The sequence below is a fragment of the Streptomyces pinistramenti genome, from assembly GCF_020564935.1.
GTDB classification, from domain to species: domain Bacteria; phylum Actinomycetota; class Actinomycetes; order Streptomycetales; family Streptomycetaceae; genus Streptomyces; species Streptomyces pinistramenti.
On sequence record NZ_JAJCXB010000017.1, the window covers coordinates 1 to 26,228 of the forward strand.

The following is a 26,228-nucleotide window of genomic DNA, read 5'->3' on the forward strand; positions in this document are numbered from 1 at the left end:
GAGGGGGGGCTGGGGGGACGGCGACGACTCGTCGGACATCTCCGACCGGTACGTCGGCACCTGGACGGGCGAAGTGCTGCGGGACGGCACCCCCACGGGCCAGCAGCGCCGCTTCGTGATCTCGCACGGCAAGGTCGGCGAGGTCGTCGCGAACAGCACCAGCCTGGGCCGGACGTACGAGTGCCGGAGCGACGCCAAGCTGGTGTCGGTGACGGACGGGGACGGCCGGGAGCGGCTGCGCCTGGACACCAAGGTGGTCAAGTCCCTCCCGGCGGGCCGCTGCGCCGCGCTCGGCGAGCACACCCTGCGCCCCGGCCCCCGCGGCACCCTGGAATGGGCGGCGGCCGGCCGCACCGCGACGCTGCACCGCTCCACCCGTGCGGCCGAGACCGTCCCTGACGGCTATCCCGGCACCTGGCAGTGGCAGGCCGACGACGGTCTGCAGAGCCAGCGGCTGACGGTCAAGCGGGCGCCGGTCGGCAGCAGCATCCTCACCCTCGTCACCGAGGGCGGGAGCGGCCGCTGCACCGCACACGCCGACCTCTACTCGGCCGACGGAAAGCTGACGGTCGGCCCGACGGTCGTCGACCGGCCCGCTCCGGACTGCCGCCCGAGCGGCACGTCCGTGCTCCGCCTCGACGGCGACGGCGGCCTGCGCCGCGAGTTCCCCGGCCGGGATCCGCGGCCGCGGACGTACTCCCGGGCGGACTGAGACGTGTGGCGGCCCGCGCGATGTTCCACGTGAAACATGACCCGGCCGGCGGACACGAGATCCGCCGGCCGGGTCACCTGCTGTCCCCGGGGAACGGGCCCCGGGACGTCACGTCAGGACAGGAACGAGTTGATCTCGATCGTCTCGTCGCGGCCGGGGCCGACGCCGATCGCGGAGATCGGCGCGCCCGACATCTCTTCCAGCGCCTTGACGTACGCCTGCGCGTTCTTCGGCAGGTCGGAGAAGGACTTCGCCTTGGTGATGTCCTCGGACCAGCCCGGCAGCATCTCGTAGACCGGCTTCGCGTGGTGGAAGTCGCTCTGGCTGTAGGGCAGTTCCTCGACGCGCTTGCCGTCGATCTCGTAGGCCACGCAGACCGGGATCTGCTCCCAGCCGGTGAGCACGTCGAGCTTGGTGAGGAAGAAGTCGGTCAGGCCGTTGACGCGGGTCGCGTAGCGGGCGATGACCGCGTCGAACCAGCCGCAGCGCCGGTCGCGGCCGGTGGTGACACCACGCTCGCCGCCGATGGTGCGCAGCGCCTCGCCGTCCTTGTCGAACAGCTCGGTCGGGAACGGGCCCGCGCCGACCCGGGTGGTGTACGCCTTGAGGATGCCGATGACGCGGTTGATCTTCGTCGGTCCGACACCGGCGCCGGTGCAGGCGCCGCCCGCGGTCGGGTTCGAGGACGTGACGAAGGGGTACGTGCCGTGGTCGACATCCAGGAGCGTGCCCTGGCCGCCCTCGAAGAGGACGACCTTGCCGTCGTCGATGGCGTTGTTCAGCAGCAGCGTGGTGTCGGCGACGAAGCCCTTGAGCTGGTCGGCGTAGCTGAGCATCTCCTCGACAACCTGCTCCGCGACGATCGCGCGGTGGTTGTAGAGCTTGGCCAGCACCTGGTTCTTGAAGTCGAGGGCCGCCTCGACCTTCTGGTGCAGGATCGACTCGTCGAAGAGGTCCTGCACGCGGATGCCGGTGCGGTTGATCTTGTCGGCGTAGGTCGGGCCGATGCCGCGGCCGGTGGTGCCGATCTTGCGCTTGCCGAGGAAGCGCTCCGTCACCTTGTCGACCGTGATGTTGTACGGCGTGATCAGGTGAGCGTTACCGCTGATCAGCAGCTTGGACGTGTCGACGCCGCGCTCGTTGAGTCCGCTCAGCTCGGAGAGCAGGACCGCAGGGTCGACGACGACGCCGTTGCCGATGACCGGGGTGCACCCCGGCGAGAGGATTCCGGAAGGGAGAAGGTGCAGCGCGTACTTCTGGTCGCCAACGACAACCGTGTGGCCGGCGTTGTTGCCGCCCTGGTAGCGCACCACATAGTCAACGGACCCACCGAGCAGATCGGTGGCCTTTCCCTTGCCCTCATCACCCCACTGAGCACCGAGCAGCACAAGTGCGGGCACAGGCGTACACCCCTTCCGGGCGGGGCATGTCCAACGTGCGTGGATGGCGTGAGCATGCGGTCGCACGCGTACGTCATCACTGCAGCCGTCGAACCGGTGCCCCGGAATAGACGAAGCCCCTGGCGCAATAGCGCAAGGGGCTCTTGCACCGAGATGCTACCTGAGGAAGGACCGAGGTGTCGGCGCAGCCTTCTGGGCACTCTTCATCGGACTCCGTCCGGGGGAACCCCCTGCTCGTGGTCATCGACCCCGCCGCCCGCAGCACGGACGGCGAGTCCGTACGCATCGCGAAGGACGTCCTGTGCGCGGGCGCGGGGGCGAAAATCTGCCTTCCCGACGGGCCGGAGGAGTTCGCCCGCGCGCTCTCCCGGCGCGGCCAGCGCCGCCCGGTGGTCATCGGCGACGACCTCGCGCTGCTGCGTGCCGTGCGGCTGCTGCACAAGGAACGTGAGCTGGCGCACGTCGCCGTGTCGGCGATCCCGGTCGGCGCGCCGGAGGCCGTCGCGCTGAGCCACGCGCTGGGCCTGCCGCCCGGCACCGTGGCCGCGGCGCGCGCGGTGCTGGACGGCGACGAGCGCACGCTCGACCTGCTCACGGACGACAGCGACGGCATCGTGCTGGGCGGGCTGCACCTGCCCTGTGGCGGCGGCGAACCCGGCCGCGCACACGGGGCGCAGGCTCCGGGGGCGGCCCGCACACCGGCCGGCGCGGACGGTTCCCCGCCTGCCGACGACGCGCACCACCCGTGGTGGGAGCCGGCCGCGCGTACCGCCCGTACGGCCCTGTCCCTGCTGGCGGTGCCGGCCGGGGGGCTGGGGGTCCGGCGTGCCCGCGTCCCGGCGCAGCGGCTGCGGATCGAGGCGGACGGCGTGGTGCTCGCCGACCTGGACCGACCGGTGCGCCGGGTCTCCGTGGTGCCGGGCGGGCGGCAGGGTGTCGACGGCGTGCCGGACGGGCCGCGGCCCGTCGGTGGGTCCGCCGACGGGCTGGCCGAGGTCGTGGTGCACTGGCCCGGCTCCGACCGGCCGATCCGCGCCCGCGCGCAGGCCGTGACGGTGTCGGGCACCGACTTCCGCTACTTCGCTGACGCGATGGCCGGCGGGCCGGTCAGGACCCGTACCTGGACGGTCCAGCCGGGGGCGTGGCGGCTGACCCTGCCCCGGCAGTGACCGGCGGGCGGCCCGGCGGCTCGTGGTCAACCGGCCTGGTCGGCCCGCATCTGGTCGCGGTGCTCGCGCCAGCGTCCCAGCAGGCCGGGCATTTCCTCGTGCAGGAACTCGAAGAAGGCGAGGGTCTCGCGCATCCGGCGGCCCGCGGGGGAGTCCTCGCCGAGGCGGTCGACGCCTTCCCGCAGGGTGGTTTCCCAGCGGGTGACGACGCTGTCGCGGCGGGCCAGCGCCTCGTACCACTGGTCGCTGTGCACGCGGTAGCGGTCGCGGCGGGAGCCCGGCTCGCGCTCCCGGCTGACCATGTCGACCTGGGAGAGAGAGCGGATCGCGCCGGAGACGGCGGCGGGGCTGACCTGGAGGCGCTCGCCCAGCTCGGCGGAGGTCAGGACGCCGGAGTCGTCGGCCAGCAGGCAGGCGAAGACCCGGGCGGACATGCGCTGCATGCCTGCGTCGACCATCTGCGCCGCGAACCGCTCGACGAACGTCGAGACCGCCTCGTCGTCGCGCGTGCCCGCCTTCTGCTCTCGCTGCTCGGTCATTTCCGCATCATCTCCCCTGCTCAGAGCCACCTACCCCAACTTTATACGGTTTTTTATCTTCACAAATTCGTGAAGCACGCGTATCTTCAAAATCATGACGCAGACAACCACCCCCGCTCCCGCGATCCGGGTCACCGGGCTCCGCAAGTCTTTCGGCCGCACCCACGCACTGGACGGCCTCGACCCGACGCGGGAAGGCGGAACGCTCGCCGACGCGGCCCGGAGGCGGGCGCACCGCCCCGGCATCAAAGTTGTCCACAGGCTGTGGATGAGAACCGCCACGCCCGCACGGGCCGGGACGGGATCCAGAGGGCGGGGTTCCGGCCCGCCCCCAGGGCCAGAGCCTGCCCCCCACTCACCCCCCGGGCGTCACCAACCGTGCCTCGTAGGCGAAGACCGCTGCCTGGGTGCGGTCGCGCAGGCCGAGTTTCACGAGTATGCGGCTGACGTGGGTCTTCACCGTCGATTCGGCGACGACCAGATGCTCGGCGATCTCGCCGTTCGACAGGCCCTGGGCGACCAGGACCAGGACCTCCGTCTCACGCTCCGTCAGATCGCCGATGCGTTCCTGGGCGGGCGCACGGGGTGTGCCCAGCCGGGAGAACTCCGAGATCAGCCGCTTGGTCACGGTGGGGGCGAGCAGCGCCTCGCCGGAGGCGACGATGCGGACGCCCTCGGCGAGCTGCCCGGCGGACGCGTCCTTGAGCAGGAAGCCGCTCGCGCCGGACCTGAGCGCCTGGTAGACGTACTCGTCCAGGTCGAAGGTGGTCAGCACCAGCACCTTGGCGTCCGCGTCGGCGGCGACGATCTCGCGGGTCGCCTCCAGGCCGTTCATCTCCGGCATCCGGATGTCCATCAGGACCACGTCGGGACGCAGCTCCGCGACCTTCGAGACCGCCTGCCGGCCGTCGACCGCCTCGCCGATCACCTCGATGTCCGGCATGGCGTTGAGCAGAACGGAGAAGCCCTCGCGGACCATCACCTGGTCGTCGACGATCAGTACCCGGATCATGCCGTTGCCTCCCCCGTCGCGGACACCGGAAGGTACGCCGCGACCTCGAAGCCGCCGTCCTCGGTGTGGTCGGCGGTCATCTCCCCGCCCAGCATCTGGACCCGTTCGCGCATCCCGAGCACACCATGGCCCGCCCCCGGTGACGGGGTGGCGAGCCGACTGGGCTTGCCGTTGACGATACGCAGCCCGATGCCGCCCAGCACATAGGAGATCTCCACCCGCGCCTCGGCGCCCGGCGAGTGCCGCAGTGCGTTGCTCAGCGCCTCCTGCACGATCCGGTACGCGGACAGCTCGACACCCTGCGGCAGTTGCCGGGTCGCGCCGGTGATCACCGCCTCGACGTTCAGGCCCGCGCCGCGGACGCTGTCCAGCAGCGATTCGAGGTGCGCCAGGGTCGGCTGCGGGGCCTCCGGGTCGCTCCCCACGAACGCGTCCGGGTCCTCGGAGCGCACCACGCCGAGGATCCGGCGCAGTTCGGTGAGCGCGGCGACCGCGTTCTCGCGGATGGTCGCGAACGAGGTGGCCAGCTCGGGCGGGGTGTGCTCGACGCGGTAGGGGGCGGCCTCGGCCTGGATGGCGATGACCGACATGTGGTGCGCGACGACGTCGTGGAGTTCGCGGGCGATGGTGGCGCGCTCTTCCAGGAGCGTGCGGCGGGAGCGTTCCTCGGCGGTGACCGTCTGCGTCTCGACGACCTGCCGACGTTCCTCACGCCAGGCGCGGACCGCGGCCGCCGATATCAGGACGACGGCGGAGAAGAACGCCATCGGCACCATGTTGCCGAGGCCCGCTTCGGACCCCACCGCGAAGACGCCCCCGGCGCCGAGGGTGACGCCCCACATCTCCAGGGCGAGCCGCGGCCGGGTGCGCAGCACGACCAGGGTCATCACCGCGAGGTGCGTGGTGAACGAGACGGCGGTCCACGACGAGCCGGAGCCGACGGCGTCGGCCAGCACGGCGATGCAGAGCGTGGCGAGCGACAGCCAGAAGGCGCCCACCGGACGGAACAGGGTGATCACGACCGGGAGCGCGACGAGCAGGCAGAAGCCGATGCCGAGGAGTGAGGAGAAGGTGCCGATGTCGACCGTCACGCTGAGCCCGAGCAGGAAGATCATCGCGGCGAAGAGGGTCACCGCGATGTGCGGAGCCCAGCGCACCTGCCGCCGCAGCCGCGCCGGCACCCACTGCCGCCAGCCCTTCACCCGGGCGTCGTCGAGCGGCAGCATCGGACGGAAGGCGAAGGCGTCGATGAACAGGTCCTGGCGCAGGCGGTGCAGCGCGCCGCGGACTATTCGGGCCTCGGAGCGCAGGCTGCCCTGCGTCTGGGTCTCGTTCACGTCCTCAACGGTAAGCAGCCGCCCGGCCGAAGGCGTCCTCACCAGTGGGGATCTGCCGGGGTCCGCCTCAAGTACTACGAGCCGGGCCCGGTTCCCGCGGAGTGCGGGGCGCGCCGGCCGCCCGCGGTCAGCCGGTGCGCGCGCCCGCGAGCAGCTCGCCGAGCAGGGTGCGGCAGGCGGGCGTGCCCGGGGTGACCGGGGCGTAGTGGCCCACCCCGGGCAGCTCGCGCAGCGTCGCCGCCTGGCGCCCCGCGGCGGCGGCGAAACGGCGGGACAGCTCCGGTGGCACCTCACCGTCGTCGGTGCCGTGCAGGATCGTCACGGGGACGCCGGCGGGCGGATGGCGCACCGGGTCGGCGGCGGCGATCCGTTCCGCGAGTCCGGGTTCGTCGCCGAGCAGCGCGGCGACCGCGTGGTCGCTCAGGCCGAGCCGGTGCGCGGCCGCGAGGTCGGCCACCGGCGCGACGGCGACGACCCGGCCGACGGCGCCGGGGCCGAGCCGGGCGGCGGTGAGCAGCGCGAGCTGGCCGCCCGCCGAATGCCCGACGAGCACCGGCCGGACACCAGCCGCCGCGCCCTCGGGCACCGCCCCGCCGGCCCCCGTCCCATCCGCCCCGGCCCCGTCCTCCACGTCCCATACGGCCGCCGCCGAAGCCGCCACCGCGGCCGTCACATCGTCGAACGTGCGCGCCCCGCCGCCGCCCCCGCCCACCCTGCGGTACTCGGCGAGGGCGACCGGCAGCCCCTGTCCGGCCAGTTCGGCGGCGAGCGGCGAAAGGTGCCGCCGGTCGTAGGCGGCCCGCCAGAAACCGCCGTGCAGCAGCACGACCAGCGGCCCGCGCGCCGCACCGGCCGCGGGCGGGTACAGGTCGACGACCTGATCGGGATGCGGTCCGTACGCCACCGTACGGACCGGCGCCACCGGGGCGAGCCCCAGCAGCGCCGCCTCCTCGTCCGCGCCGCTCACCCGGCGTCCTCCCCCGCATCCGGCCGCTCCCGCAGGACCTCGCCGAGCACCCGGGCGGCGCGTTCCACGTCCGCGAACGACGTGTAGAGCGGGGTGAATCCGAAGCGCAGCACGTCGGGGTGGCGGAAGTCGCCGACCACTCCGCGCCGGGTCAGCTCCGCCATCACGCCGCCCGCGTCCGCGCATTCCAGGGACACCTGGCTGCCGCGCCGCCGGTGCTCGGAAGGCGTGCGGGAGCGGACCCGCCCGGCCGGTACGTACCCGGCGACGCAGTCGAGGAAGAAGTCGCTCAGGGCCAGGCTCTTGGCCCGTACGTCCTCGATGGCGACGCCGTCCCAGACGTCGAGCGCCGCTTCCAGCGCGAGCAGCGACAGGATGTCGGGGGTGCCGACCCGGCCGCGCGTGATGCCGTCGGCGGGGGCGTACTCCGGTTCCATCCCGAACGGTTCGGTGTGGGAGTTCCAGCCGGGCAGCGGCGAGTCGAACCGCTCCTGGAGGCTCTCGCGCACATACAGGTACGCGGGCGCACCGGGCCCGCCGTTCAGGTACTTGTACGTGCAGCCCACGGCGAGGTCGACGCCGTGCGCGTCCAGGCCGACCGGCAGCGCCCCCGCGCTGTGGCAGAGGTCCCAGACCGCCAGCGCGCCCGCGGAGTGCAGGGCCGCCGTGATGCCGGGCAGGTCGTTGAGCCGGCCGGTGCGGAAGTCGACGTGGTTGACCAGCGCCAGCGCGGTCCGTTCGGTGACCTCGTCGGCGATCCGCGCGGGTTCCACCGGCCGCACCGCGAGGCCCGTCATCCGGGCCGCCGAGCGGGCGATGTAGCCATCGGTCGGGAAGGTCGTGGCGTCGACGAGGATCTCCGTGCAGCCGCGGCCCGCCATCCGTACCCCGGCGACCACCGCCTTGAAGACGTTGATGCTGGTGGAGTCGCCGACCACGACACGTCCTGGGGCGGCGCCGACGAGCGGCGCGATCCGGTCGCCGACCCGTTCCGGGGCGCTCCACCAGCCGCTCTCGGTCCAGGAGCGGATCCGCATCTCACCCCATTCGCGGGCGATGACGTCCGCCAGCCGGCCCGGCACCGTCCGCGGCAGCGCGCCGAGCGAGTTGCCGTCGAGGTAGACCGTGTCGTCGAGGAGGAACTGCTCACGGAGCGGGGCGAGCGGGTCGGCGGCATCGTGTGCCGCGGCCTGTGCGCGGTGATCAGACATGGCTGCGGGCCGTCCAGAGCTCGGGGAAGACGTTCTTGCGGGCCCGCTTCTCCAGCCAGGCCACACCGGCGGAACCACCGGTGCCCATCTTCGCCCCCATGGCCCGCCGGGTCGCGACGAGATGATCGTTGCGCCATCGCCAGACCAGCTCGGCGACATCGGTGAGCATCTCGCCGAGCACGACCAGTTCGGAGTCCTGCGGGCCCGCGTAGACCTCCGCCCAGACGGCCTCGACCGCCGGGTCGGGTTCGTAGCGCTCGGCCGGATCGCGCTCCAGGACGGCGGCCGGCACGGCGTAGCCGCGGCGGGCCAGCAGCCGCAGCACCTCGTCCCACAGGCTCGGCTCCTGGAGGGCCTTCGCCAGCTCGGCGTACTCCCGGGGCGCACCGCGGTGCGGCACCAGCATGGACGCGGACTTCTCGCCGAGCAGGAACTCCAGCCGCCGGTACATCGCGGACTGGAAGCCCGATCCCTCTCCGAGGGCGCTGCGGTACGCGTTGAACTGGGCCGGGGTGAGCCGGGCGAGCGGCTTCCACGCGGCGTTCAGCGCCTCCAGCTCATGGGTGGACCGCTCCAGCGCATCCCGTGCCACCACCAGGTCGTCGCGCCGCAGCGCCTCGGCCGCGGTGTGCCACTCGTGCACGATGACGGTGAACCACAGCTCCATGACCTGGGTGGTCACCAGGAAGACCATCTCGCCGGGGTCGTCGGAGAGCGGATGCTGCAGATGGGTGAGGACGCCGGCCTGGACGTAGTCCTCGTACGGGGTGGTGGCGCTGCTGCCGATGCTCAGATCGGGGGCGAACGGCTCGGTCGCGGACGGCTCGGCCTCGGACGGGCCGGTCCCGGGCGCTGCGGGCGCGTATCCGGGGGCGCCGTTTCCGGAGGGCGAAGGCTGCCCGTTCCCGGACAGCGAAGGATGCGACATGAGGGACTCCTCAGGCTGCGAACTCCGGGTAGCGGTCCGCCCCTTCCTGGTCGGCTCGGGAGCCCCGGTCCCCTCGGGCGCGGGTTCACCCGCCCCTCTCGCATCATCGGCCTTGCACACCGGCCACGCAAGAGCCGATTCCACTCAGCCGTCAGGTCCTGCACCGTCCGGCACAGGCACCGCCCGGGAAACGTGCGTTAATTCCGGTCCCGGCGGCCCCGCGGGGGCCACGGCCACGCCGGCCGGGGCCCCCGCGGCGGCAGGGTTCAGGAAAGCGTGTCCGCCGCCGTCGGCGAGGAGTCGCGGAGGAACGTCGAGCAGCGCTCGTACTCCTCTTCCTCGCCGATCTCCTGTGCCGCACGGGCGAGCGCGTGCAGGGCGCGCAGGAAGCCGCGGTTCGGCTCGTGCTCGAACGGCACCGGGCCGTGCCCCTTCCAGCCGGCCCGGCGCAGCGCGTCCAGGCCGCGGTGGTAGCCGGTGCGGGCGTACGCGTAGGACTCGACGGTCCGGCCGCCCTGGAACGCGTCGTCGGCGAGCTGTGCCCAGGCCAGCGAAGAGGTGGGGTACTTCGCTGCGACATCGGCCGGCGCCGTGCCGGATGCGAGCAGTTCGCGCGGGCCCGGGTCGTCGGGCAGGTGGGTCGGGGGCGGTCCCCCGAGCAGGTTCTCGTGAATGGCCATGCGCCAAGTCTGCCTGGTCCGTGCGGGGGCCCGTCGCGCGCCCGCCCCGCCCCGGCGGCCGATGGCCGGAACCTATCGCCCGTCCCCGTCCGCCGTGTGCGGCGCCTCTCCCGGGTCGAGCGGCGGCGCGCTCACCCCGCAGTGGTAGGTGCACTCCGCGTGGCACGGCTCCTGCGTCGCCGCTTCGGCGCCGTGCAGCACGTCACCGCGCACCGTCAGCCAGGCGATCACCGCGCCGGCCAGCAGCACCCCGGCGCACAGCGGCATCGCCCGCCGGAAGGTCGCCGCGAACTCGTCGGCGGAGCGGTACGCCTCGGGGCCCATCCCGGCCAGCAGCGGCAGCGCGGCGACCGCGACCAGGCCCGCGGCGCGCGCCGCCGCGTTGTTGATGCCGCTGGCCAGGCCCGCCCGGTCCACGTCGACGGACGCCAGCACGGTCGAGGTGAGCGGCGCGACCAGCGTCACCATGCCGGCCCCCAGCACCAGCAGCGCGGGCAGCACATCGGCCACGTACGACGCCCCCACCCCCACACGCATCATCAGCAGCATGCCGCCGGCGCACAGCAACGGCCCGACGGTGAGCGGGATGCGCGGCCCGATGCGCGCCCCCAGCTCGCCGGAGCGGGCGGACAGCAGCAGCATCAGCACGGTCGTCGGCAGCAGCGCCGTGCCGGCCGCCAGCGCCGAATAGCCCGCCACGACCTGGAGTTGGAGCACCGACAGGAAGAAGAAGCCGCCGAACGCCGCGTAGACGCAGACCGTCACGGCATTGATCGCGGAGAACTGCCGGACGGCGAAGATCGCGGGCGGCAGCATCGGATCCGTCCGCCGCCGCTCCACCTGCACGAAGGCCACGCCGAGCAGCACCCCGGCGACCGCGGGGACGATCACCCAGGCCGACGCGCCCCGGTCCGGCGCGGCGATCAGCGCGTAGGTCACCCCGGCCAGCGCCAGCGCCCCCAGCACCGCGCCCGGCACGTCGAACCCGCGGCGCCCGGCCGCGCCCCGCTCCCGCGTCTCCGGTACGTGCCGCAGCGCGACGGGCACACACACCGCGGCCAGCGGCACGTTCAGGAAGAACACCCAGCGCCAGCCGGGCCCGTCCACCAGCCAGCCGCCGACGAACGGGCCGACCGCCGCGGCCACGCCGCCGAGCCCGGACCACGCGCCGACCGCCCGCGCCCGGTCGTCCGGGTGGAACACCGCCTGGATCAGCGCCAGCGACCCCGGCGTGAGCAGCGCACCGCCGACGCCCTGGAGCGCGCGGGCCGCGATCAGCACGCCCGAGTTCGGCGCGAGACCGCACAGCAGCGACGCCACCGCGAACCACACCACGCCGGTCACGAAGACCCGCCGCCGGCCGTAGCGGTCGCCCAGCGCCCCGCCCAGCAGGATCAGCGAGGCGAGGGTGAGCATGTACGCGGTCACCGTCCATTGCAGGACCGCCAGATCCGCGTCCAGGTCCACGCCGATCCGCGGCAGCGCGACGTTGACGACGGTGCTGTCGAGCATCGCCATGCCCGATCCGAGTACGGCGGTCAGCAGCACCCAGCGGCCCTGGGAGGACGCCAGGCGGACACCGCCGGGCAGGCTCGGCTCACTCATACCGTGAGCATGCCCGGATCCGAGGGCCGCCGCTCCCCCGGGCCCGACGCGTCTTCGGCCGCTCAGCCGCTCCCGCGCAGCGCCGTCAGCGCCCGCACCAGCGCCTCCGTACCGGCCTCCGCCTTGGCGCGCGGGCAGCCCGCGTTGAGCCGGACGAACCCCGCGCCGGCCGGCCCGTACGTCTCCCCCGGCATGATCGCCACCCCCTGGCGCTCGATCAGCTCGCGCTGCAGCGCCGCCCCGTCCACGCCCAGCGGCCGCAGGTCGATCCAGGCCAGATAGCCGGCCTGCGGCGGCTCCCAGGCCAGCTCGGGAAAGGCCCCGTTGAGCCGCTCGGCGACGCTTCGCAGCGTGCCGTCCAGGTAGCCGCGCAGCGCGTCCAGCCAGGGTGCGCCCTGCCGGTAGGCCGCGATGTGGGCGACGACGGAGAGGACCGCGGGCGAGGACAGTCCGTCCGCGTCCTTGAGACGGTGCAGATACGCGTCGCGGTCCGCGTCGCTGCCGACGAGGGCGTAGGAGCCGGTCAGCGCGGGGATGTTGAACGCTTTGGAGGCGGAGGTGACCTGGGCCCAGCGACCGCTGCCGAACCGGGCCCAGGGCAGATGCGGATGGCCGTCGCGGGCCAGGTCGGAATGGATCTCGTCGCTGATCACCGCGACGCCGTGCCGCGCGCACAGGCCGGCCATCCGCGTCAGCTCGGCCTCTGTCCAGACGTGCCCGGTCGGGTTGTGCGGGGAGCACAGCAGCAGCACCGACGAGTCCGGCAGCGCCAGCAGCCGCGCCAGTTCGGCGTCGTCGCCCAGCGGGCAGCCGCGCAGCTCCCGGCCGTGCGCGGCGATGGTCTTGGGGAACGCGTCGTAGGCGGGGGTGTGGACGACGATGCCGTCGCCGGGCTCCGACCACATCCGCAGCAGCTGCGACACCTGGTAGATCACCGAGGGGCCGTAGACGATCCGGTCCTCGTCGACGGCGGTGGCGTAGCGCGTCGCGTACCAGTGGGAGACCGCGGAGAGGAAGTCGTCGTGGCGCCAGCGGCTGTAGCCGAGGACGCCGTGTTCCAGGCGGCCGCGGAGGGCGGCCAGCACCTCGGGGGCGGTCTCGAAGTCCATGTCGGAGATGGTGAACGGCAGCAGCCCCGGCTTGCCGAAGCGGTCCTCGACGAAGTCCCACTGGGTGCACCAGGTGCCGTGCCGGTCGACGGGGGTGCCGAAGTCGTAGCGGGCGCCGCGCCCGTGTCCTTGCGTCATGTCAGCCCGCCGGGATGAGGAGGGCGACGGCGTCCTTCACGGACTGCACCTGGGGGCCGATGATCACCTGCACGGTGTGCCGGTCGAGCGTGACCACCCCCACCGCGCCGAGCTTCTTCAGGCGCGCCTGGTCCAGCCGTTCCGCATCCTCCACGGACATCCGCAGCCTGGTGATGCAGTTGTCCAGCGACCGGATGTTGTCCGCCCCGCCCAGCGCCGCGAGGATCGCCACCGGGTCGTACTTCCCCGCCACCAGCGGCGCGGCGGGCGGCGCCGGATCCTCGCTGCCGGGCCCGCCGGCGGCCGGGCCGGATGCGCCCGCGGCCACCCCGCCGTCCGGCTCCTCCCTCCCCGGCGTCCGCAGATCGAACCGCTTGATCGCCCACCGGAAGAGGACGTAGTACACGCCGAACCAGACGGCCGCGATGACCGGCACGAGGTACCACTTCGTGGTGGTGCCCTGGAGGACGCCGAAGACGAACAGGTCGATCAGGTTGCCGTCGGTGTTGCCGATGTAAACGCCGAGTACGGCCGCGGTCAGGAAGCCGAGGCCGACCAGGACCGCGTGCAGCAGATACAGCCAGGGCGCGAGGAACAGGAAGAGGAACTCCAGCGGCTCGGTCACCCCGCCCACCGCGCAGGCGACCACACCGGAGATCAGCAGCGCCTTGACCTCCGGGCGCATCGCCCGGCGCGCGCAGTGGTACATCGCCAGCGCGGCCCCGGGCAGTCCGCCCAGGTAGGCGGGCATCTTGCCCTGCGAGAGGAAGTGCGTGGCGGTGTGTGCGGCGCCCGAGGGGGCGGCGCAGGACAGCTGGGCGTAGAAGAGGTTCAGGGCGCCGCTGACGTGCTTGCCGCAGACCTCTCCCACGCCGCCCGCGTCGGTGAAGCGGAACATCGCGACGAGGATGTGGTGCAGACCGACCGGCCGCAGCAGCACCTCCCCCATGCCGAAGAAGAACGGCCCGAAGACGCCGGTGTGCCCGATGCCCTCGCCGAGATCCGCTATCCAGCCGTTGAGCGTGGGCCACACCAGCGGCACCAGCAGCCCGAGGATGCTGAGCACCAGCGCCGAGACGATCGGCACGAAGCGCAGACCGCCGAAGAAGGCCAGCGCGTCCGGCATCCGCTGGGTGCGAAAGCGCCGGTGGAGCAGGCTGACAACGATGCCCACCGCGACCGCGCCGAGCAGTCCGGTGTCGATCGACTCCACGCCGAGCACCTCCGCGACGCCGTAGTGCGCCTTGTCGGCGTCGGAGGTCACGCCCTTGGCGGTCAGGAAGAAGTTCACCGCGAGGTTCATCGACGCGAAGCCGACGAAGCCGGAGAACGCCGCGACCCCCTTGTCCCGGCGGGCCAGGCCGAGCGGGATCGCCATGGCGAAGAGCACCGGCAGGAACGTGAAAGCCACCTGCCCGGTGTGCGCCATCCACGTGAAGACGATCCGGCAGGCGTCGGCCTTCAGGAAGGGCAGGTTGCCGGTGACGGAGTCGCTGGAGAGCGAGCTGCCGACGCCGAGCATGATGCCGCAGAACGCCAGCAGCGCGACCGGCAGCATGAAGGTCCTGCCGAGCCCCTGAAAGAACTCCCACAGCGCCGCCCTGGCCCGGCCGCCGCGCCGGGCCGTGCCCGGCCTGGCTCCTGACGTCCCGTCACCGGACGGCTGCGGCTGCCTGCCGCGCCCGTCCGCGTCCCGCACCGCCGTGTCCCGCGCAGATCCCATGGCTTCTCCCACGCCCTTCCCCTGGCCCGGCGCCCGTTGCCGAGCGGAGCCACAGGGTCGCAGGTCGCCGTCCGGTACGCGGAAGGGCTCCGCATCCCGGACGGATGCGGAGCCCTTCGCCTGCTGTGGGCGCTTACTTGATCCTGGTCCCCGTGGAACGCAGGTTGGCGCACGCCTCGGTCACCCGCCGGGCCATGCCGGCCTCGGCCAGCTTGCCCCAGCTGCGCGGGTCGTAGAACTTCTTGTTGCCGACCTCGCCGTCGACCTTCAGAACGCCGTCGTAGTTGCGGAACATGTGGTCCGCGATCGGGCGGCTGAAGGCGTACTGGGTGTCCGTGTCCAGGTTCATCTTGACCACGCCGTTCTCCAGCGCGGTGGCGATCTCCTGCTCGGTGGAGCCGGAGCCGCCGTGGAAGACGAAGTCGAACGGTGCCGTCTTGCCGTACTTGGCGCCCACGCCCTGCTGGAGGTCCTTGAGCAGCTCGGGACGGAGCACGACGTTGCCCGGCTTGTAGACGCCGTGGACGTTGCCGAAGGACGCGGCCAGCAGGTAGCGGCCCTTCTCGCCCAGGCCCAGCGCCTCGGCGGTGCGCAGCGCGTCGTCGACGGTGGTGTACAGCTCGTCGTTGATCTCGTGGGTGACGCCGTCCTCCTCGCCACCGGTCGGGGTGATCTCGACCTCAAGGATGATCTTGGCGGCGGCCGCCTTGGCGAGCAGCTCCTGGCCGATGGCCAGGTTGTCGGCCAGGGTCTCGGCCGAGCCGTCCCACATGTGCGACTGGAACAGCGGGTTCCGGCCCTTGGCGACCCGCTCGGCAGAGACGTCGATCAGCGGACGGACATAGCCGTCCAGCTTGTCCTTGGGGCAGTGGTCGGTGTGCAGCGCGACGGTGATGTCGTACTTGGCGGCCACGACGTGCGCGAACTCGGCGAGCGCGACGGCGCCGGTCACCATGTCCTTGTTGTGCTGCCCGCCCAGGAACTCCGCACCACCGGTGGAGATCTGGATGATGCCGTCGCTCTCGGCCTCGGCGAAACCACGCAGCGCTGCGTGCAGAGTCTGCGTCGAGGTCACGTTGATGGCCGGGTAGGCGAACTTGCCCGCCTTCGCCCGGTCGAGCATCTCGTTGTAGACCTCGGGAGTTGCGATGGGCATCTGTCCGCTCCTTGTGATGTACGGGTGTGCGTTCTTGGCCCTGACCAGGGGGCGACGGCATCGCCGTCCTCATCTTCCCAGACGCGGCGGTTTGCTCCACCTCACCTGCGGGGCGGGACGGCGCGGTGGGGCGGCGGTTTCACGTGAAACCGCCGCCCCGTCGGCACTTACCGGCAGCGTCAGGCGAGGCCCAGGTCGTCCAGCCGGTAACCGGTGAGGTAGGGCACGCCGGCCTCGGCGATGGCCGAACCCGCGCCGCGGTCGACGATCGTCGCGACCGCAACGACCTCCGCTCCGGCCTCCCGGGCCGCCTCGACCGCGGTCAGCGGCGAGCCGCCGGTGGTGGAGGTGTCCTCGACGACCAGCACCCGGCGGCCCTTGATGTCCGGGCCCTCGATACGGCGCTGCATGCCGTGCGTCTTCTGCGCCTTGCGGACGACGAACGCGTCCAGGCGCCGGCCGCGTGCGGCGGAGGCGTGCAGCATGGCGGCCGCGACGGGGTCCGCGCCGAGCGTCAGGCCGCCGACCGCGTCGTAGTCCAGGTCGGCGGTGAGGTCCAGCATCAGCTGACCGACCAGCGGCGAGGCCGCGCCGTCCAGGGTGATCCGGCGCAGGTCGATGTAGTAGTCGGCTTCCTTGCCGGAGGAAAGCGTCACCTTGCCGTGCACCACGGCCTTGTCCTTGATCTGCTGCAGCAGCGCGCCGCGTACGTCCTCGGTCATGCGCACGAGCTTAGAGGAGCGCTCCCGAGGGGCCGCCGCCGCACGAGCCGGTGGCCAGGGCAGCCACCGGCGCGGCCGGGACGGGGCTCAGCCGAGCGACCGCCAGCTCCAGGTGGTGGAGATCTCCAGCGGATCGATGGGTGTGACCAGGCGCGGCAGGGTGTTGAGGCCGTTGGGCGGCCCGGACTGCGGCTCGACGCAGACCGCCGCCTCCTGCTCGTCGTAGACCACGACCCACTCCGCGCGACTGGTGATCTTCAGCTCCAGCCGGCCGGGCCAGGTCACGGTCACGTCCACGCCCTGCGGCATCCCGAAGCAGTCGTCCCAGAGGCCGGGAGTGGGGGATCCGTTGCCCGATCGCAGCAGGGCGCTCGGCGAGGGGTCGATCCGGCGGCCGGTGGGAAGGTGGTCGTCCCCGCGCTCCTCCTGCCAGGCGGCCGCGAAGTCGAGCCGGACACCGGCGCTGCTGCCGCCGGCCGCCTCGTCACCGGGCGCCACGCCGAGGTGCCGTACGAACCAGGGGTGCCAGCCGGCCTGTGCGGGGAACGAGTCGCTGAGCGCCTCGACCCCCATGGTCAGGGTGAGCGAGCCGCCGTCATCGGCCAGTTCGACCAGCTGGGTGACGGTCCCCGGGTACGGCCAGGGGGCGGCGGGGTCCGCAAGGTCGTAGGTGAAGGCGGCCGATGCGGCGTCGGCGCGGGCGGTCTTCCAGCGGACATCGCGGCCGGTGCCGTGGATGGCGTGCGGCGGGGAGTTGACCGGCATCCGGTGCAGCTCGGCGCCGTTGCGGAACCGGCCGTGCTCGATCCGGCCGCACCACGGAACCATCGGAAAACAGCCGTACTTCGCGCCCTGCCGCAGCAGTTCGACGCCGCCGACCCGCAGGCTGCCGATCCGGCAGCCGTTGTCCGGATGGACGGTCAGCTCGGCGTCTCCGGCGGCCAGCCGTACACCGCTGTCCTGCGCCTGCGCCGCGCCCTGCGTGGTGTCGTCGGTGCTCACGGAACCGACCCTAACGGTGCGCGGCGCCGCCCGCCGCGGCACGGGGCGGGCGGCGGGAGCGCTCACCCGGCGGGCGTCCTCAGCGGCGGCGGCGCAGCGCCCGGCCGACGACCACCACCGACGCGAGCACCACGGCCGCCGCGGGTGCCGCCCAGCGCAGCGCCGAGGTCCCGTGCGCCTCGGGCACCGGGACGGGCGCGTACCGCCCGCGCGGCGGGGCGTGGTCGACCTCCTCCGCGCTGCGGCCGATCATCGTGCGCCGCGCATGCGCGGCCTCGGCCGGTGTGGCCCCGTCGTCGTCCTCGCCGTCATAGCTCTCCCCGTCGTACGTCTGCCCGTCGTAGTTCTCGCCGTCGAACACCGTGCCGTCGTACGTCGCCGCGGCCTCCTCGTCCTGCCCGGCGGCCGCGTCCGCGTCGCTGTACGGATCGAGCGACGGCGGCGGCACCTCGACGTCGAACACACCGCCGTGCGGACGGTCGGCGCAAGCGGGTCCGGAGTCGGCATCGGCGTCCGGTGCCGGGTGCTGCTCCAGGTCGGCGGCGAGGTTGGCGGCGAACCGGTCCAGCAGCCGGCGGCCTGCCGTCTGTGCCGCCCGACCGTCGGCCTCGGCGAGCCGTCCGCCGCTGCGCAGCGTGCCGGAACACCGCAGCGTGGTGCCGGGGCCCGGGTCTGCGGACGGGGCGAGGCGTACCTCAAGGGTCAGCGCCGCGGTGCCCTCGCCCCGCGCCTCCGTACCGTGCGCCTCGATGGTCACCGTCCCCGCGCCGGGCCCCGCCCCCGTCGCTCCGCCGGAGACGCTCAGCGAGCCGCGGTAGGTGATGGTGGAGCCGCCGATGCGCAGCCGCAGCCGGCCCTGCGGACGGTCCGGGACGGTGTCGGCGTCGAGCTGGACTCCCGGGACGCAGCGCGCCACCCGCGGCGGCTCGGTGAGCGCCTGCCGCACGGCCTGGACGGGAAACGGAACGTACATCTCATGCTCCATGGCATGGGAGCCTAATTCCTTCTTGAGTGCTGCGGGGATCCCTTGGCAGGGACTTGCGGTGTTCGAGTCGGGTCCTTCACGCCTCCCGGCTCACCCCTGGTAGCGCGGGTGCATCAGTGTCGAGGGCGGCAGGCCGGTCAGCCGGTCGTGGGCCACCGCGTGCGCCCCGGCCCGCAGGGTGGCGCGGGCGGCGGCCGTCAGCTTCGTGGCGCCCGCCCCCGCCTCCGGGTCCGGCGGCTGCCGCCCGGCCAGGATGAACCCCCAGTAGCCGAGCCCGCTCGGTGTGCGGTCCGCGGCCGGGCCGTGGGGGTACGCCGTCGGGCCGGGGCCGGTCCGGTAGCCGGTGAACCGTCCGGGGAAGCGGTAGGGAACGGTCCGCAGGCCCACCGAGCGGAGCGTCGCATCCACCGTCCAGAACCACCGCGACCGCTCCACCGGCGGCCCGGCGTGCACCGCCATCCGCCCGTCCGGTGCCAGCGCCCGCGCCGCGAGCCCGTAGAACTCCTCCGAGTAGAGCTTGGTGCCGGCGGTCATGCCGGGGTCGGGGAGGTCGGAGACGATGACGTCGTACGGGTCGGGGCGGCGGCCGCGGGCGCGGGCGGCCTCGCGCCGCAGCCAGTCGAAGGCGTCCGCACTCACCAGCCGCACCCGGGGATCGTCCAGCGCGTGGCGGTTGAGCGCGGAGAGACCGGGGTCCGTACGCGCCAACCGGGCCAGCCCCGCGTCCAGTTCGACGACGGTCACCGAACGGACCGCGCGGTAGCGGAGGATCTCGCGGACGGCCAGGCCGTCGCCGCCGCCCAGCACCAGCACCCGGCGGTGCGGCCCGCCGGCCATCGCCGGGTGCACCAGCGCCCGGTGGTAGCGGGATTCGTTGTCGGCGCTGACCTGTAGCCGGCCGTCCAGATAGAGCGCGAGCGGCGCGCCGGAACCTTTCCTCCCGTGCGCCGCACCGCCCGCGGGGTCCGTGCCGCCCGTCATCACCACCTCCTGGACGCCGGTCTGCACGGCGACCCGCGCGGCGGATCCGTACACCGCCCGCCGGGCGGCGCGCTCGAACGGCGCGGCCAGCAGCACGGCCACCGCCAGCAGCGTGAGCGCCAGGACGTTGACGGCCAGCAGCGTCCAGCGCGCCCGCACGGTCAGGTCGTGGCGGAACAGCCACAGCACCAGCGCGCCACCGGCCGCGGCGTTGACCGCGCCGGTCACCAGGGCGCCGGTCAACTGGCCGAGCAGGGGCAGCAGGAGGAACGGAAAGGCCAGGCCGCCGACGAGCGCTCCTACGTAGTCGGCGGCGAAGAGGTCGGCGACCGCGCCGCCCGCGTCCTGCCGGCGCACCCGCTGGATCAGCGTCATCAGCAGCGGCACCTCGGCGCCGACCAGCACGCCGATGGCCAGCGAGAAGCCGACGAGCGCGGCGCGGGACTGGCCGCACCAGGCGAAGCAGGCGTACAGCGCCATCGCCGAGCAGCCGCCGATCAGGGCGAGGCACGACTCGACGGCGCCGAAGCCGACCGCGGCCCGGCAGCGCAGCCGTTTGGCGAGCAGCGCGCCGATGCCCATCGCGAAGACCATCACGGACAGCACGACGGATGACTGGGTGACGGAGTCGCCGTCCAAGTAGCTTGCCAGCGCCACCAGTTCGAGTTCGTACACCAGACCGCAGGCGGCACAGACGAAGACCGCGGCGAGGACGAGCAGCCGCCCGAGCCCGGACGGCACCGGCAGCCGCACCGGCTGGGTGACCTCCGGCGGCCCGAAAGCGCCGGTACTGACGGTCTCTTGCAGGTCGATCATGAAATGAACGTTACGTGACGGTTCCGTACGTATTTGTCACCCACACGAGTGCAGTCTGCTTTCTACACACGGGAGTTGGAGCGCGGCGGGGCGCGGCGGGCGGACAGCCTCCGCACCCCGCCGCGCCCCCTGCCGAGCGCCGGCGGTCAGACCGCCGCGACGGCCCGCACGCCCACCCTGGTCCGGGTGGCGACCAGGCGTCCTTCCTGGGGATAGGCGTGCCAGGTACGCCAGCGCACCTGGCCCTGCCGGCGCTGCGCCAGCATCGCGGTGAAGGCGTGCGGCGAGCCGGGGAACGTCCCGGCCAGGCCGTGGGGGTGTTCGGCGACCAGCGCGAGCAGTTCCTGCGCGCGCCCCGCGAACGAGTCGCGCGACAGTGTCTCCACATGCGCGGCGAATTCGTACTCCCAGTCGCCCAGCTGCTTCGCCACGCCGAGCGGTAGCGGCGTACTGCTGCCCGGCATACAGGCAACGGTCTCGGAGCAGGTGCCACGCTCCTCTTCCAGCAGGACTTGATGCGAGGCCCCCAGAAGCCTCAACTGCACCTGGGCGTCGTCTAGTCGAAGGTCGAGTACCGCCAGGGCCGGCAGGGGTTCCCTGCCCAGCGCCCAGGCGAGATCTGATGCACGGGTATCGGTATAGGCCGTTGTCAGGGTCGTGAGCATGGGTTCGGCTCCGCAAGCACGCAGTGGATGGTGGGCCGGCCCGCCCCGGAGAAGGATCAGGGATATGACTGCCTGCCGGCTCGTGCCCACGTGGGGTCCGAGAACTGGGGGATTCTCAAGGGAGAGGGAATCACGGATACCCTGCCGTCCACAGCGTTTTTACCCATCTTCGCCGGGTTTCCATCCCTCAGAGGGCCCTACAGTTCAGTTGTTCAACACCCAAGCGTTCAGCGGGTGTTGAACAGGTCGGGACAGCCCGCGAACGGCACGCGCCACGGGCATGGTCCATCTGCATGTGCGCGCCGGCGGACGCCCGCCGGACCACCGAGCGGGCCGCCGCGAAGACCCGGCGGCCCGGCGTCCGGCGCCCTACGTCCGGCTCATCAGGAACCACCGCAGGAGGAACCGCCGCCACCGCCACCGCACCCGTGATGCCCGCCGTGGTGACCACCGCCGTGATGCCCGCCGCCCAGGCCGCCGTCGCCGCCGCCGGCGACCCACCAGCTGCCGCCCGAGCCGCGCCCCCCGCGGCCGCCACCCGAACCACCGCGGGACAGCAGGGACACCAGCGCCACCACCGCGCCGAACACCACCATGAAGACGACGAAACCCATCTGCCTCACACTCCTTCCACTCCCCCGAAGCGAGGCACCCGCCCCGTCCGGCACACCCGCCCCAGGGCGAATGACACCGGTGTTCCTTACATTCCGGGCTGCTTCCCGGCATCCCTGATCCCCATGCACAGTTGAGGAAGTCCAGAGGTTCGGCGGAGGATGGCGCGCATGGACCGACCGCTGCTCAACCGCCGCCTCGCCGAGTTCGGCACGACGATCTTCGCCGAAATGTCGGCGCTCGCCGTACGGACCAACTCCCTCAACCTCGGCCAGGGCTTCCCCGACGCCGACGGCCCCGAAGAGATCAGGGAGGCCGCGGTGCGCGCACTGCGCGACGGCCGCGGCAACCAGTACCCGCCGGGCCCCGGCATCCCCGAACTGCGTACCGCTGTCGCCGCGCACCAGCAGCGGTTCTACGGCCACCTCGGCCTGACCTGCGACCCCGACACCGAGGTCCTGGTCACCGCGGGCGCCACCGAAGCCATCGCCGCCTCACTGCTGGCCCTGCTGGAGCCGGGCGACGAGGTCATCGCGCTGGAGCCGTACTACGACTCGTACGCCGCCTGCATCGCGATGGCCGGCGGCACCCGCGTCCCGGTGACCCTCCGCCCGGACCCGGAGCGCGGCGCGTACGCACTCGACCTGGACGAGCTGCGCGACGCCGTCACCGACCGCACCCGCCTCATCCTCCTCAACACCCCGCACAACCCCACCGGGACCGTCCTGTCCCGCGACGAGCTGGCCGAGATCGCCCGCATCGCCCGCGAACGCGACCTCCTCGTGATCACCGACGAGGTCTACGAACACCTGGTCTTCGAGGGCGAGCACCTGCCCCTCGCGTCCTTCCCCGGCATGCGCGAGCGGACCGTCACCATCGGCTCGGCGGGCAAGACCTTCTCCTTCACCGGATGGAAGGTCGGCTGGATCACCGCCGCGCCCGAGCTGGTCGCCGCCGTCCGCTCGGCGAAGCAGTTCCTCACCTACGTCTCCGCAGGCCCCTTCCAGTACGCCGTCGCCGAGGCACTCGCGCTGCCCGACAGCTACTTCACGGCGCTCCGCGACGACCTGCGCACCAAGCGCGACATCCTGGCCCGCGGCCTCACCGACGCCGGCTTCCTCGTCTACCGCCCGGCCGGCACCTACTTCATCACCACCGACATCCGCCCCCTCGGCTTCGACGACGGCTTCGCCTTCTGCCGCGCGCTGCCCGAGCGGGCCGGCGTCGTCGCCATCCCCAACGCCGTCTTCTACGACCACCGCGAGCAGGGCGCCCCGTTCGTGCGCTTCGCGTTCTGCAAGAGCGCCGATGTCCTCCAGGACGCGGTGGGACGGCTGAAGACCCTGGCCGGCTGACGGCCGCGGAACACGCGCGGGCCCCCGGAGCCGGTCGCTCCGGGGGCCCGCGCGTGCGCCGGCGGGAGGGTCTCAGCCCTCGTCCTCGCCCGGCTTCTCGTCGCCTTCGATCTCGGACTCCAGGCCGAGCTGCTCGACGATCCACTTGTCGAACTCGATCGACGCGCGGACCCAGCTGACGGTGCTCGACACGAAGTGTTCGAGCGCGACGCCGGTGCCGATCAGCATCGACGCCTCACCGATCAGGCGGACGGTGCCGTCGTCGTGGGTGTGGGTGTATGCCTTGGGCCACAGCGTCCGGCGGTTCCAGTCGTCGATCGCCTCCAGCAGCTTCGACTTGTCGTCGATGCCGTGCGGGCGGTCGTAGAACGTACGGACGGAGAAGATCTGCTGCTCCTCCTCCCCGCGGAACATGAAGTACGTGCGGAACTGCTCCCACGGGGCGGCGAGATCGCCTTCCTCGTCGACTACGTACTTCAGCTCCATCTGGTCGAGGAGCTGCTTGACCAGGTCCTGGTCGGGCACGACGGGCCCCTCAGGACCCGACGGCTGCGGTTCGGGCTGGCCCCCGAAATTCGGAATCGAGGACGGGTCGATGCTCACCGTGGAATTCCCTTCGTATGGTCTGCGCCATTCTCCGCCATCCCCGCCCCGTCCTGGCAAGCCGGACGGGGCGGGGCGGAGCGTGGCGCCGCTCAGACGGCCGCGCGGGCCGGCTCCACGGAGAGGCGGTCGCCGTCGACGTCCACCCGCACCGTGTCGCCGTCCAGCACCTCGCCCGCCAGGATGGCGCGCGCCAGCTGGTCGCCGATGGCCGTCTGGACCAGGCGGCGCAGCGGGCGGGCTCCGTAGGACAGGTCCGGTGCGGGGGCGCCGGCGACCGGTTCCCGGCCGAGCCAGGCGAGCCAGGTCAGGGCCCGGTCGGTGACGTCCAGTGTCAGCCTGCGGTCGGCGAGGCGGCCCTGGAGGTGGTCGAGCTGGATCCGGGCGATCCGCTGGAGCTGGTCCGTGCCGAGCGGGTGGAAGACCACCACGTCGTCGAGACGGTTGAGGAACTCCGGGCGGAAGGAGCCGCGGACGGTCTCCAGGACCTTCTCCTTCTTCTGGTCCTCCTTGAGCAGCGGATCCATCAGGAAGTTGGAGCCGAGGTTGGAGGTCAGGATGAGGATGGTGTTGCGGAAGTCGACCGTGCGGCCCTGGCCGTCGGTGAGCCGGCCGTCGTCCAGCACCTGGAGGAGGACGTCGAAGACCTCGTGGTGGGCCTTCTCGACCTCGTCCAGGAGCACCACGGAGTACGGGCGGCGGCGTACCGACTCGGTGAGCTGGCCGCCCTCCTCGTAGCCGACGTAGCCGGGCGGGGCGCCGACCAGCCGGGCGACGGAGTGCTTCTCGCCGTACTCGCTCATGTCGATGCGGACCATCGCCCGCTCGTCGTCGAAGAGGAAGTCGGCGAGCGCCTTGGCCAGTTCGGTCTTGCCGACGCCGGTCGGGCCGAGGAAGAGGAACGAGCCGGTGGGGCGGTCCGGGTCGGCGATGCCCGCGCGGGTGCGGCGCACCGCGTCCGACACGGACCGTACGGCCTCGCGCTGGCCGATCAGCCGCTTGCCCAGCTCCTCCTCCATGCGCAGCAGCTTCTGCGTCTCGCCTTCCAGGAGACGGCCCGCGGGGATGCCGGTCCAGGCGCCGACCACGTCCGCGATGTCGTCGGGACCGACCTCCTCCTTGACCATCGGCGCCATGGCGCCCTCGCCGCCCTTGCTCGCCTCCTGCTCGGCCTCCGCCTCGGCGGCCGCCTCCAACTCCCGCTCCAGGCCCGGGATCTCGCCGTAGAGCAGCTTGGACGCGGTGTCGAAGTCGCCGTCGCGCTGCGCGCGGTCGGCCTGGCCGCGCAGTTCGTCCAGCTTCTCCTTCAGCTCACCGACGCGGTTGAGGCCCTGCTTCTCCTTCTCCCACCGTGCGGTCAGGCCGCGCAGCTCCTCCTCCTTGTCGGCGAGGTCCTTGCGCAGCTTCTCCAGCCGCTGGACGGAACCGGCGTCGGTCTCGTTCTTGAGCGCCAGCTCCTCCATCCGCAGCCGGTCAACGGACCTCTGGAGTTCGTCGATCTCGACGGGCGAGGAGTCGATCTCCATCCGCAGCCGGGACGCGGCCTCGTCGACGAGGTCGATGGCCTTGTCGGGGAGGAAGCGGGAGGTGATGTAGCGGTCGGAGAGGGTGGCGGCGGCGACCAGCGCGGAGTCCGCGATGACGACCTTGTGGTGCGCCTCGTAGCGCCCCTTGAGGCCGCGCAGGATGGCCACCGTGTCCTCGACGGTCGGCTCGGCGACCAGCACCTGCTGGAAGCGCCGCTCCAGCGCCGGGTCCTTCTCGATCCGCTCGCGGTACTCGTCGAGGGTGGTCGCGCCGACCATCCGCAGCTCGCCGCGGGCCAGCATCGGCTTGAGCATGTTGCCCGCGTCCATCGCCGAGTCGCCGCCCGCGCCCGCGCCGACGACCGTGTGCAGCTCGTCGATGAAGGTGATGACCTGGCCCTCGCTGGACTTGATCTCGGCGAGGACGGTCTTGAGCCGTTCCTCGAACTCGCCGCGGTACTTCGCGCCGGCGACCATCGCCCCCAGGTCGAGCGCGACCAGCCGCTTGTTGCGCAGCGACTCGGGCACGTCGCCCTTGACGATGCGCTGGGCCAGGCCCTCGACGACCGCGGTCTTGCCGACACCCGGCTCACCGATCAGCACCGGGTTGTTCTTCGTCCGCCGGGACAGCACCTGCACGACGCGGCGGATCTCGTGGTCCCGGCCGATGACCGGGTCCAGCTTGCCGTCGCGGGCCGCCGCCGTGAGGTCCGTACCGAACTTCTCCAGCGCCTTGTACGTGCCCTCCGGATCGGCGTTGGTGACCCGGCGGCCGTCGCGCGCCTCCTCGAAGGCCGCCAGCAGCTTCTTGGCGGACGCGCCCTGCTGCTCCAGCAGCTCACCGATGGCGCCGCCCTTGGCCGCCATGCCGATGAGCAGGTGCTCGGTGGAGAGGTAGGCGTCGCCCAGCTCCTTGGCGCGCTGCGCGGCGTCCGCGATGACGGCGAGCAGCTCGCGGTCCGGCTGCGGCGGCGCGACCGTCGAGCCCTGCACGCTGGGCAGCGCGGCGAGCCTGCGCTCGGCCCCGGACCGCAGCGCGGCGGCGTCCGCACCGACGGCGGCCAGCAGGTCGGTGATGTTCGCATTGCTGTCGGCCTGCCCCGCCAGGAGCGCGAGCAGCAGGTGCGCGGACATCATGTCCGCATGTCCGGCGGCGACCGCCCGCTCGTTGGCGGCGCTCAGCGCCTCCCGGCTCTTGTTGGTCAGCTCGGCGTCCACGTTCGCGCGATCCTCCTCGTACTCGTCCTGTGATCCTGGGCCGACCCGAGGCCGGTC

At 72.6% G+C, this 26,228-nt stretch carries 22 protein-coding genes and 2 pseudogenes; 4 read left to right on the plus strand and 20 right to left on the minus strand.

Features of this window, described 5'->3' with window-relative positions:
• Nucleotides 1–712: pseudogene (locus LIU39_RS14350) on the plus strand (serine/threonine-protein kinase); the annotation flags it as partial.
• A gap of 113 nt (nucleotides 713–825) precedes the next feature.
• On the opposite strand, the gene LIU39_RS14355 reads toward LIU39_RS14350, so the two are convergent.
• Nucleotides 826–2,112, minus strand: coding sequence for an adenylosuccinate synthase (locus LIU39_RS14355; protein ID WP_227047088.1), 1,287 nt, complete (start codon nucleotides 2,110–2,112; stop codon nucleotides 826–828).
• Between the two features lie 236 nt (nucleotides 2,113–2,348).
• Here LIU39_RS14355 and LIU39_RS14360 point away from each other — a divergent pair, with 236 nt between their 5' ends.
• Nucleotides 2,349–3,281 carry a hypothetical protein gene (locus LIU39_RS14360; RefSeq protein WP_227047089.1) on the plus strand — a complete coding sequence of 311 codons (933 nt, stop codon included), beginning with the start codon at nucleotides 2,349–2,351 and terminating at the stop codon, nucleotides 3,279–3,281.
• A 26-nt stretch (nucleotides 3,282–3,307) separates the two neighbouring features.
• On the opposite strand, the gene LIU39_RS14365 is transcribed toward LIU39_RS14360, so the two are convergent.
• Nucleotides 3,308–3,820, minus strand: a complete 513-nt coding sequence (locus LIU39_RS14365; RefSeq protein ID WP_227047090.1) for a GbsR/MarR family transcriptional regulator — start codon at nucleotides 3,818–3,820, stop codon at nucleotides 3,308–3,310.
• Between the two features lie 94 nt (nucleotides 3,821–3,914).
• On the opposite strand from LIU39_RS14365, the pseudogene LIU39_RS35560 reads away from it, so the two are divergent.
• Nucleotides 3,915–4,022, plus strand: a pseudogene (locus tag LIU39_RS35560) (ABC transporter); the annotation flags it as partial.
• 153 nt (nucleotides 4,023–4,175) lie between these two features.
• Here LIU39_RS35560 and LIU39_RS14370 read toward each other — a convergent pair.
• The 16 genes from LIU39_RS14370 to LIU39_RS14445 all read right to left on the minus strand — a co-directional run bounded on the left by LIU39_RS14370 (nucleotide 4,176) and on the right by LIU39_RS14445 (nucleotide 21,471).
• Nucleotides 4,176–4,832, minus strand: a complete 657-nt coding sequence (locus tag LIU39_RS14370) for a response regulator (RefSeq protein ID WP_227047091.1) — start codon at nucleotides 4,830–4,832, stop codon at nucleotides 4,176–4,178.
• Complete coding sequence (locus LIU39_RS14375) at nucleotides 4,829–6,169, minus strand: sensor histidine kinase (RefSeq protein ID WP_227047092.1); 1,341 nt, start codon at nucleotides 6,167–6,169, stop codon at nucleotides 4,829–4,831. Before LIU39_RS14375 ends, LIU39_RS14370 begins: the two co-directional genes overlap by 4 nt.
• Nucleotides 6,170–6,296: 127 nt before the next feature.
• Entirely contained in the window at nucleotides 6,297–7,136 is an 840-nt protein-coding gene (locus LIU39_RS14380; protein ID WP_227047093.1) for an alpha/beta hydrolase family protein, read from the minus strand.
• On the minus strand, nucleotides 7,133–8,347 hold the full coding sequence (gene kynU, locus LIU39_RS14385; protein ID WP_227047094.1) for a kynureninase: 1,215 nt from the start codon (nucleotides 8,345–8,347) through the stop codon (nucleotides 7,133–7,135). The genes LIU39_RS14380 and kynU overlap by 4 nt, the downstream gene beginning before the upstream one ends.
• Entirely contained in the window at nucleotides 8,340–9,275 is a 936-nt protein-coding gene (locus tag LIU39_RS14390; protein ID WP_227047095.1) for a tryptophan 2,3-dioxygenase family protein, read from the minus strand. Before LIU39_RS14390 ends, kynU begins: the two co-directional genes overlap by 8 nt.
• A 266-nt stretch (nucleotides 9,276–9,541) precedes the next feature.
• Nucleotides 9,542–9,955, minus strand: a complete 414-nt coding sequence (locus LIU39_RS14395; protein WP_227047096.1) for a DUF3151 domain-containing protein — start codon at nucleotides 9,953–9,955, stop codon at nucleotides 9,542–9,544.
• 72 nt (nucleotides 9,956–10,027) lie between these two features.
• Nucleotides 10,028–11,560, minus strand: coding sequence for an MFS transporter (locus LIU39_RS14400; protein WP_227047097.1), 1,533 nt, complete (start codon nucleotides 11,558–11,560; stop codon nucleotides 10,028–10,030).
• A 62-nt stretch (nucleotides 11,561–11,622) separates the two neighbouring features.
• Entirely contained in the window at nucleotides 11,623–12,807 is a 1,185-nt protein-coding gene (locus LIU39_RS14405) for a MalY/PatB family protein (RefSeq protein WP_227047098.1), read from the minus strand.
• A 1-nt stretch (nucleotide 12,808) separates the two neighbouring features.
• Nucleotides 12,809–14,530 carry a maltose/glucose-specific PTS transporter subunit IIBC gene (gene malX / locus LIU39_RS14410; RefSeq protein WP_227047099.1) on the minus strand — a complete coding sequence of 574 codons (1,722 nt, stop codon included), beginning with the start codon at nucleotides 14,528–14,530 and terminating at the stop codon, nucleotides 12,809–12,811.
• A gap of 133 nt (nucleotides 14,531–14,663) precedes the next feature.
• Nucleotides 14,664–15,686, minus strand: coding sequence for a class II fructose-bisphosphate aldolase (fbaA, locus tag LIU39_RS14415; RefSeq protein ID WP_227047100.1), 1,023 nt, complete (start codon nucleotides 15,684–15,686; stop codon nucleotides 14,664–14,666).
• Nucleotides 15,687–15,865: 179 nt separating this feature from the next.
• A complete protein-coding gene (gene pyrE, locus LIU39_RS14420) occupies nucleotides 15,866–16,408 on the minus strand; it encodes an orotate phosphoribosyltransferase (RefSeq protein WP_227047101.1) in 543 nt (180 codons plus the stop codon).
• A gap of 87 nt (nucleotides 16,409–16,495) precedes the next feature.
• Nucleotides 16,496–17,410: an aldose epimerase family protein gene (locus LIU39_RS14425; protein ID WP_227047102.1), complete on the minus strand. Its 915-nt coding sequence runs from the start codon at nucleotides 17,408–17,410 to the stop codon at nucleotides 16,496–16,498.
• 79 nt (nucleotides 17,411–17,489) lie between these two features.
• On the minus strand, nucleotides 17,490–18,395 hold the full coding sequence (locus tag LIU39_RS14430) for an SRPBCC domain-containing protein (RefSeq protein WP_227047103.1): 906 nt from the start codon (nucleotides 18,393–18,395) through the stop codon (nucleotides 17,490–17,492).
• 90 nt (nucleotides 18,396–18,485) lie between these two features.
• Complete coding sequence (locus LIU39_RS14435; RefSeq protein ID WP_227047104.1) at nucleotides 18,486–20,192, minus strand: polyamine aminopropyltransferase; 1,707 nt, start codon at nucleotides 20,190–20,192, stop codon at nucleotides 18,486–18,488.
• Between the two features lie 146 nt (nucleotides 20,193–20,338).
• Nucleotides 20,339–20,857 (minus strand): DUF2617 family protein, encoded by a 519-nt coding sequence (locus tag LIU39_RS14440; RefSeq protein WP_227047105.1) that lies wholly within the window; start codon nucleotides 20,855–20,857, stop codon nucleotides 20,339–20,341.
• Nucleotides 20,858–21,240: 383 nt separating this feature from the next.
• On the minus strand, nucleotides 21,241–21,471 hold the full coding sequence (locus LIU39_RS14445) for a hypothetical protein (protein WP_227047106.1): 231 nt from the start codon (nucleotides 21,469–21,471) through the stop codon (nucleotides 21,241–21,243).
• A 168-nt stretch (nucleotides 21,472–21,639) separates the two neighbouring features.
• Here LIU39_RS14445 and LIU39_RS14450 point away from each other — a divergent pair, with 168 nt between their 5' ends.
• On the plus strand, nucleotides 21,640–22,824 hold the full coding sequence (locus LIU39_RS14450) for a pyridoxal phosphate-dependent aminotransferase (RefSeq protein ID WP_227047107.1): 1,185 nt from the start codon (nucleotides 21,640–21,642) through the stop codon (nucleotides 22,822–22,824).
• 72 nt (nucleotides 22,825–22,896) lie between these two features.
• On the opposite strand, the gene LIU39_RS14455 is transcribed toward LIU39_RS14450, so the two are convergent.
• Entirely contained in the window at nucleotides 22,897–23,427 is a 531-nt protein-coding gene (locus LIU39_RS14455) for a YbjN domain-containing protein (protein ID WP_227047108.1), read from the minus strand.
• Between the two features lie 92 nt (nucleotides 23,428–23,519).
• The gene (clpB, locus tag LIU39_RS14460) at nucleotides 23,520–26,171 is read right to left on the minus strand and encodes an ATP-dependent chaperone ClpB (RefSeq protein WP_227047109.1); all 2,652 of its coding nucleotides are present in this window, start codon (nucleotides 26,169–26,171) and stop codon (nucleotides 23,520–23,522) included.
• Between the last annotated feature and the right edge of the window lie 57 nt (nucleotides 26,172–26,228).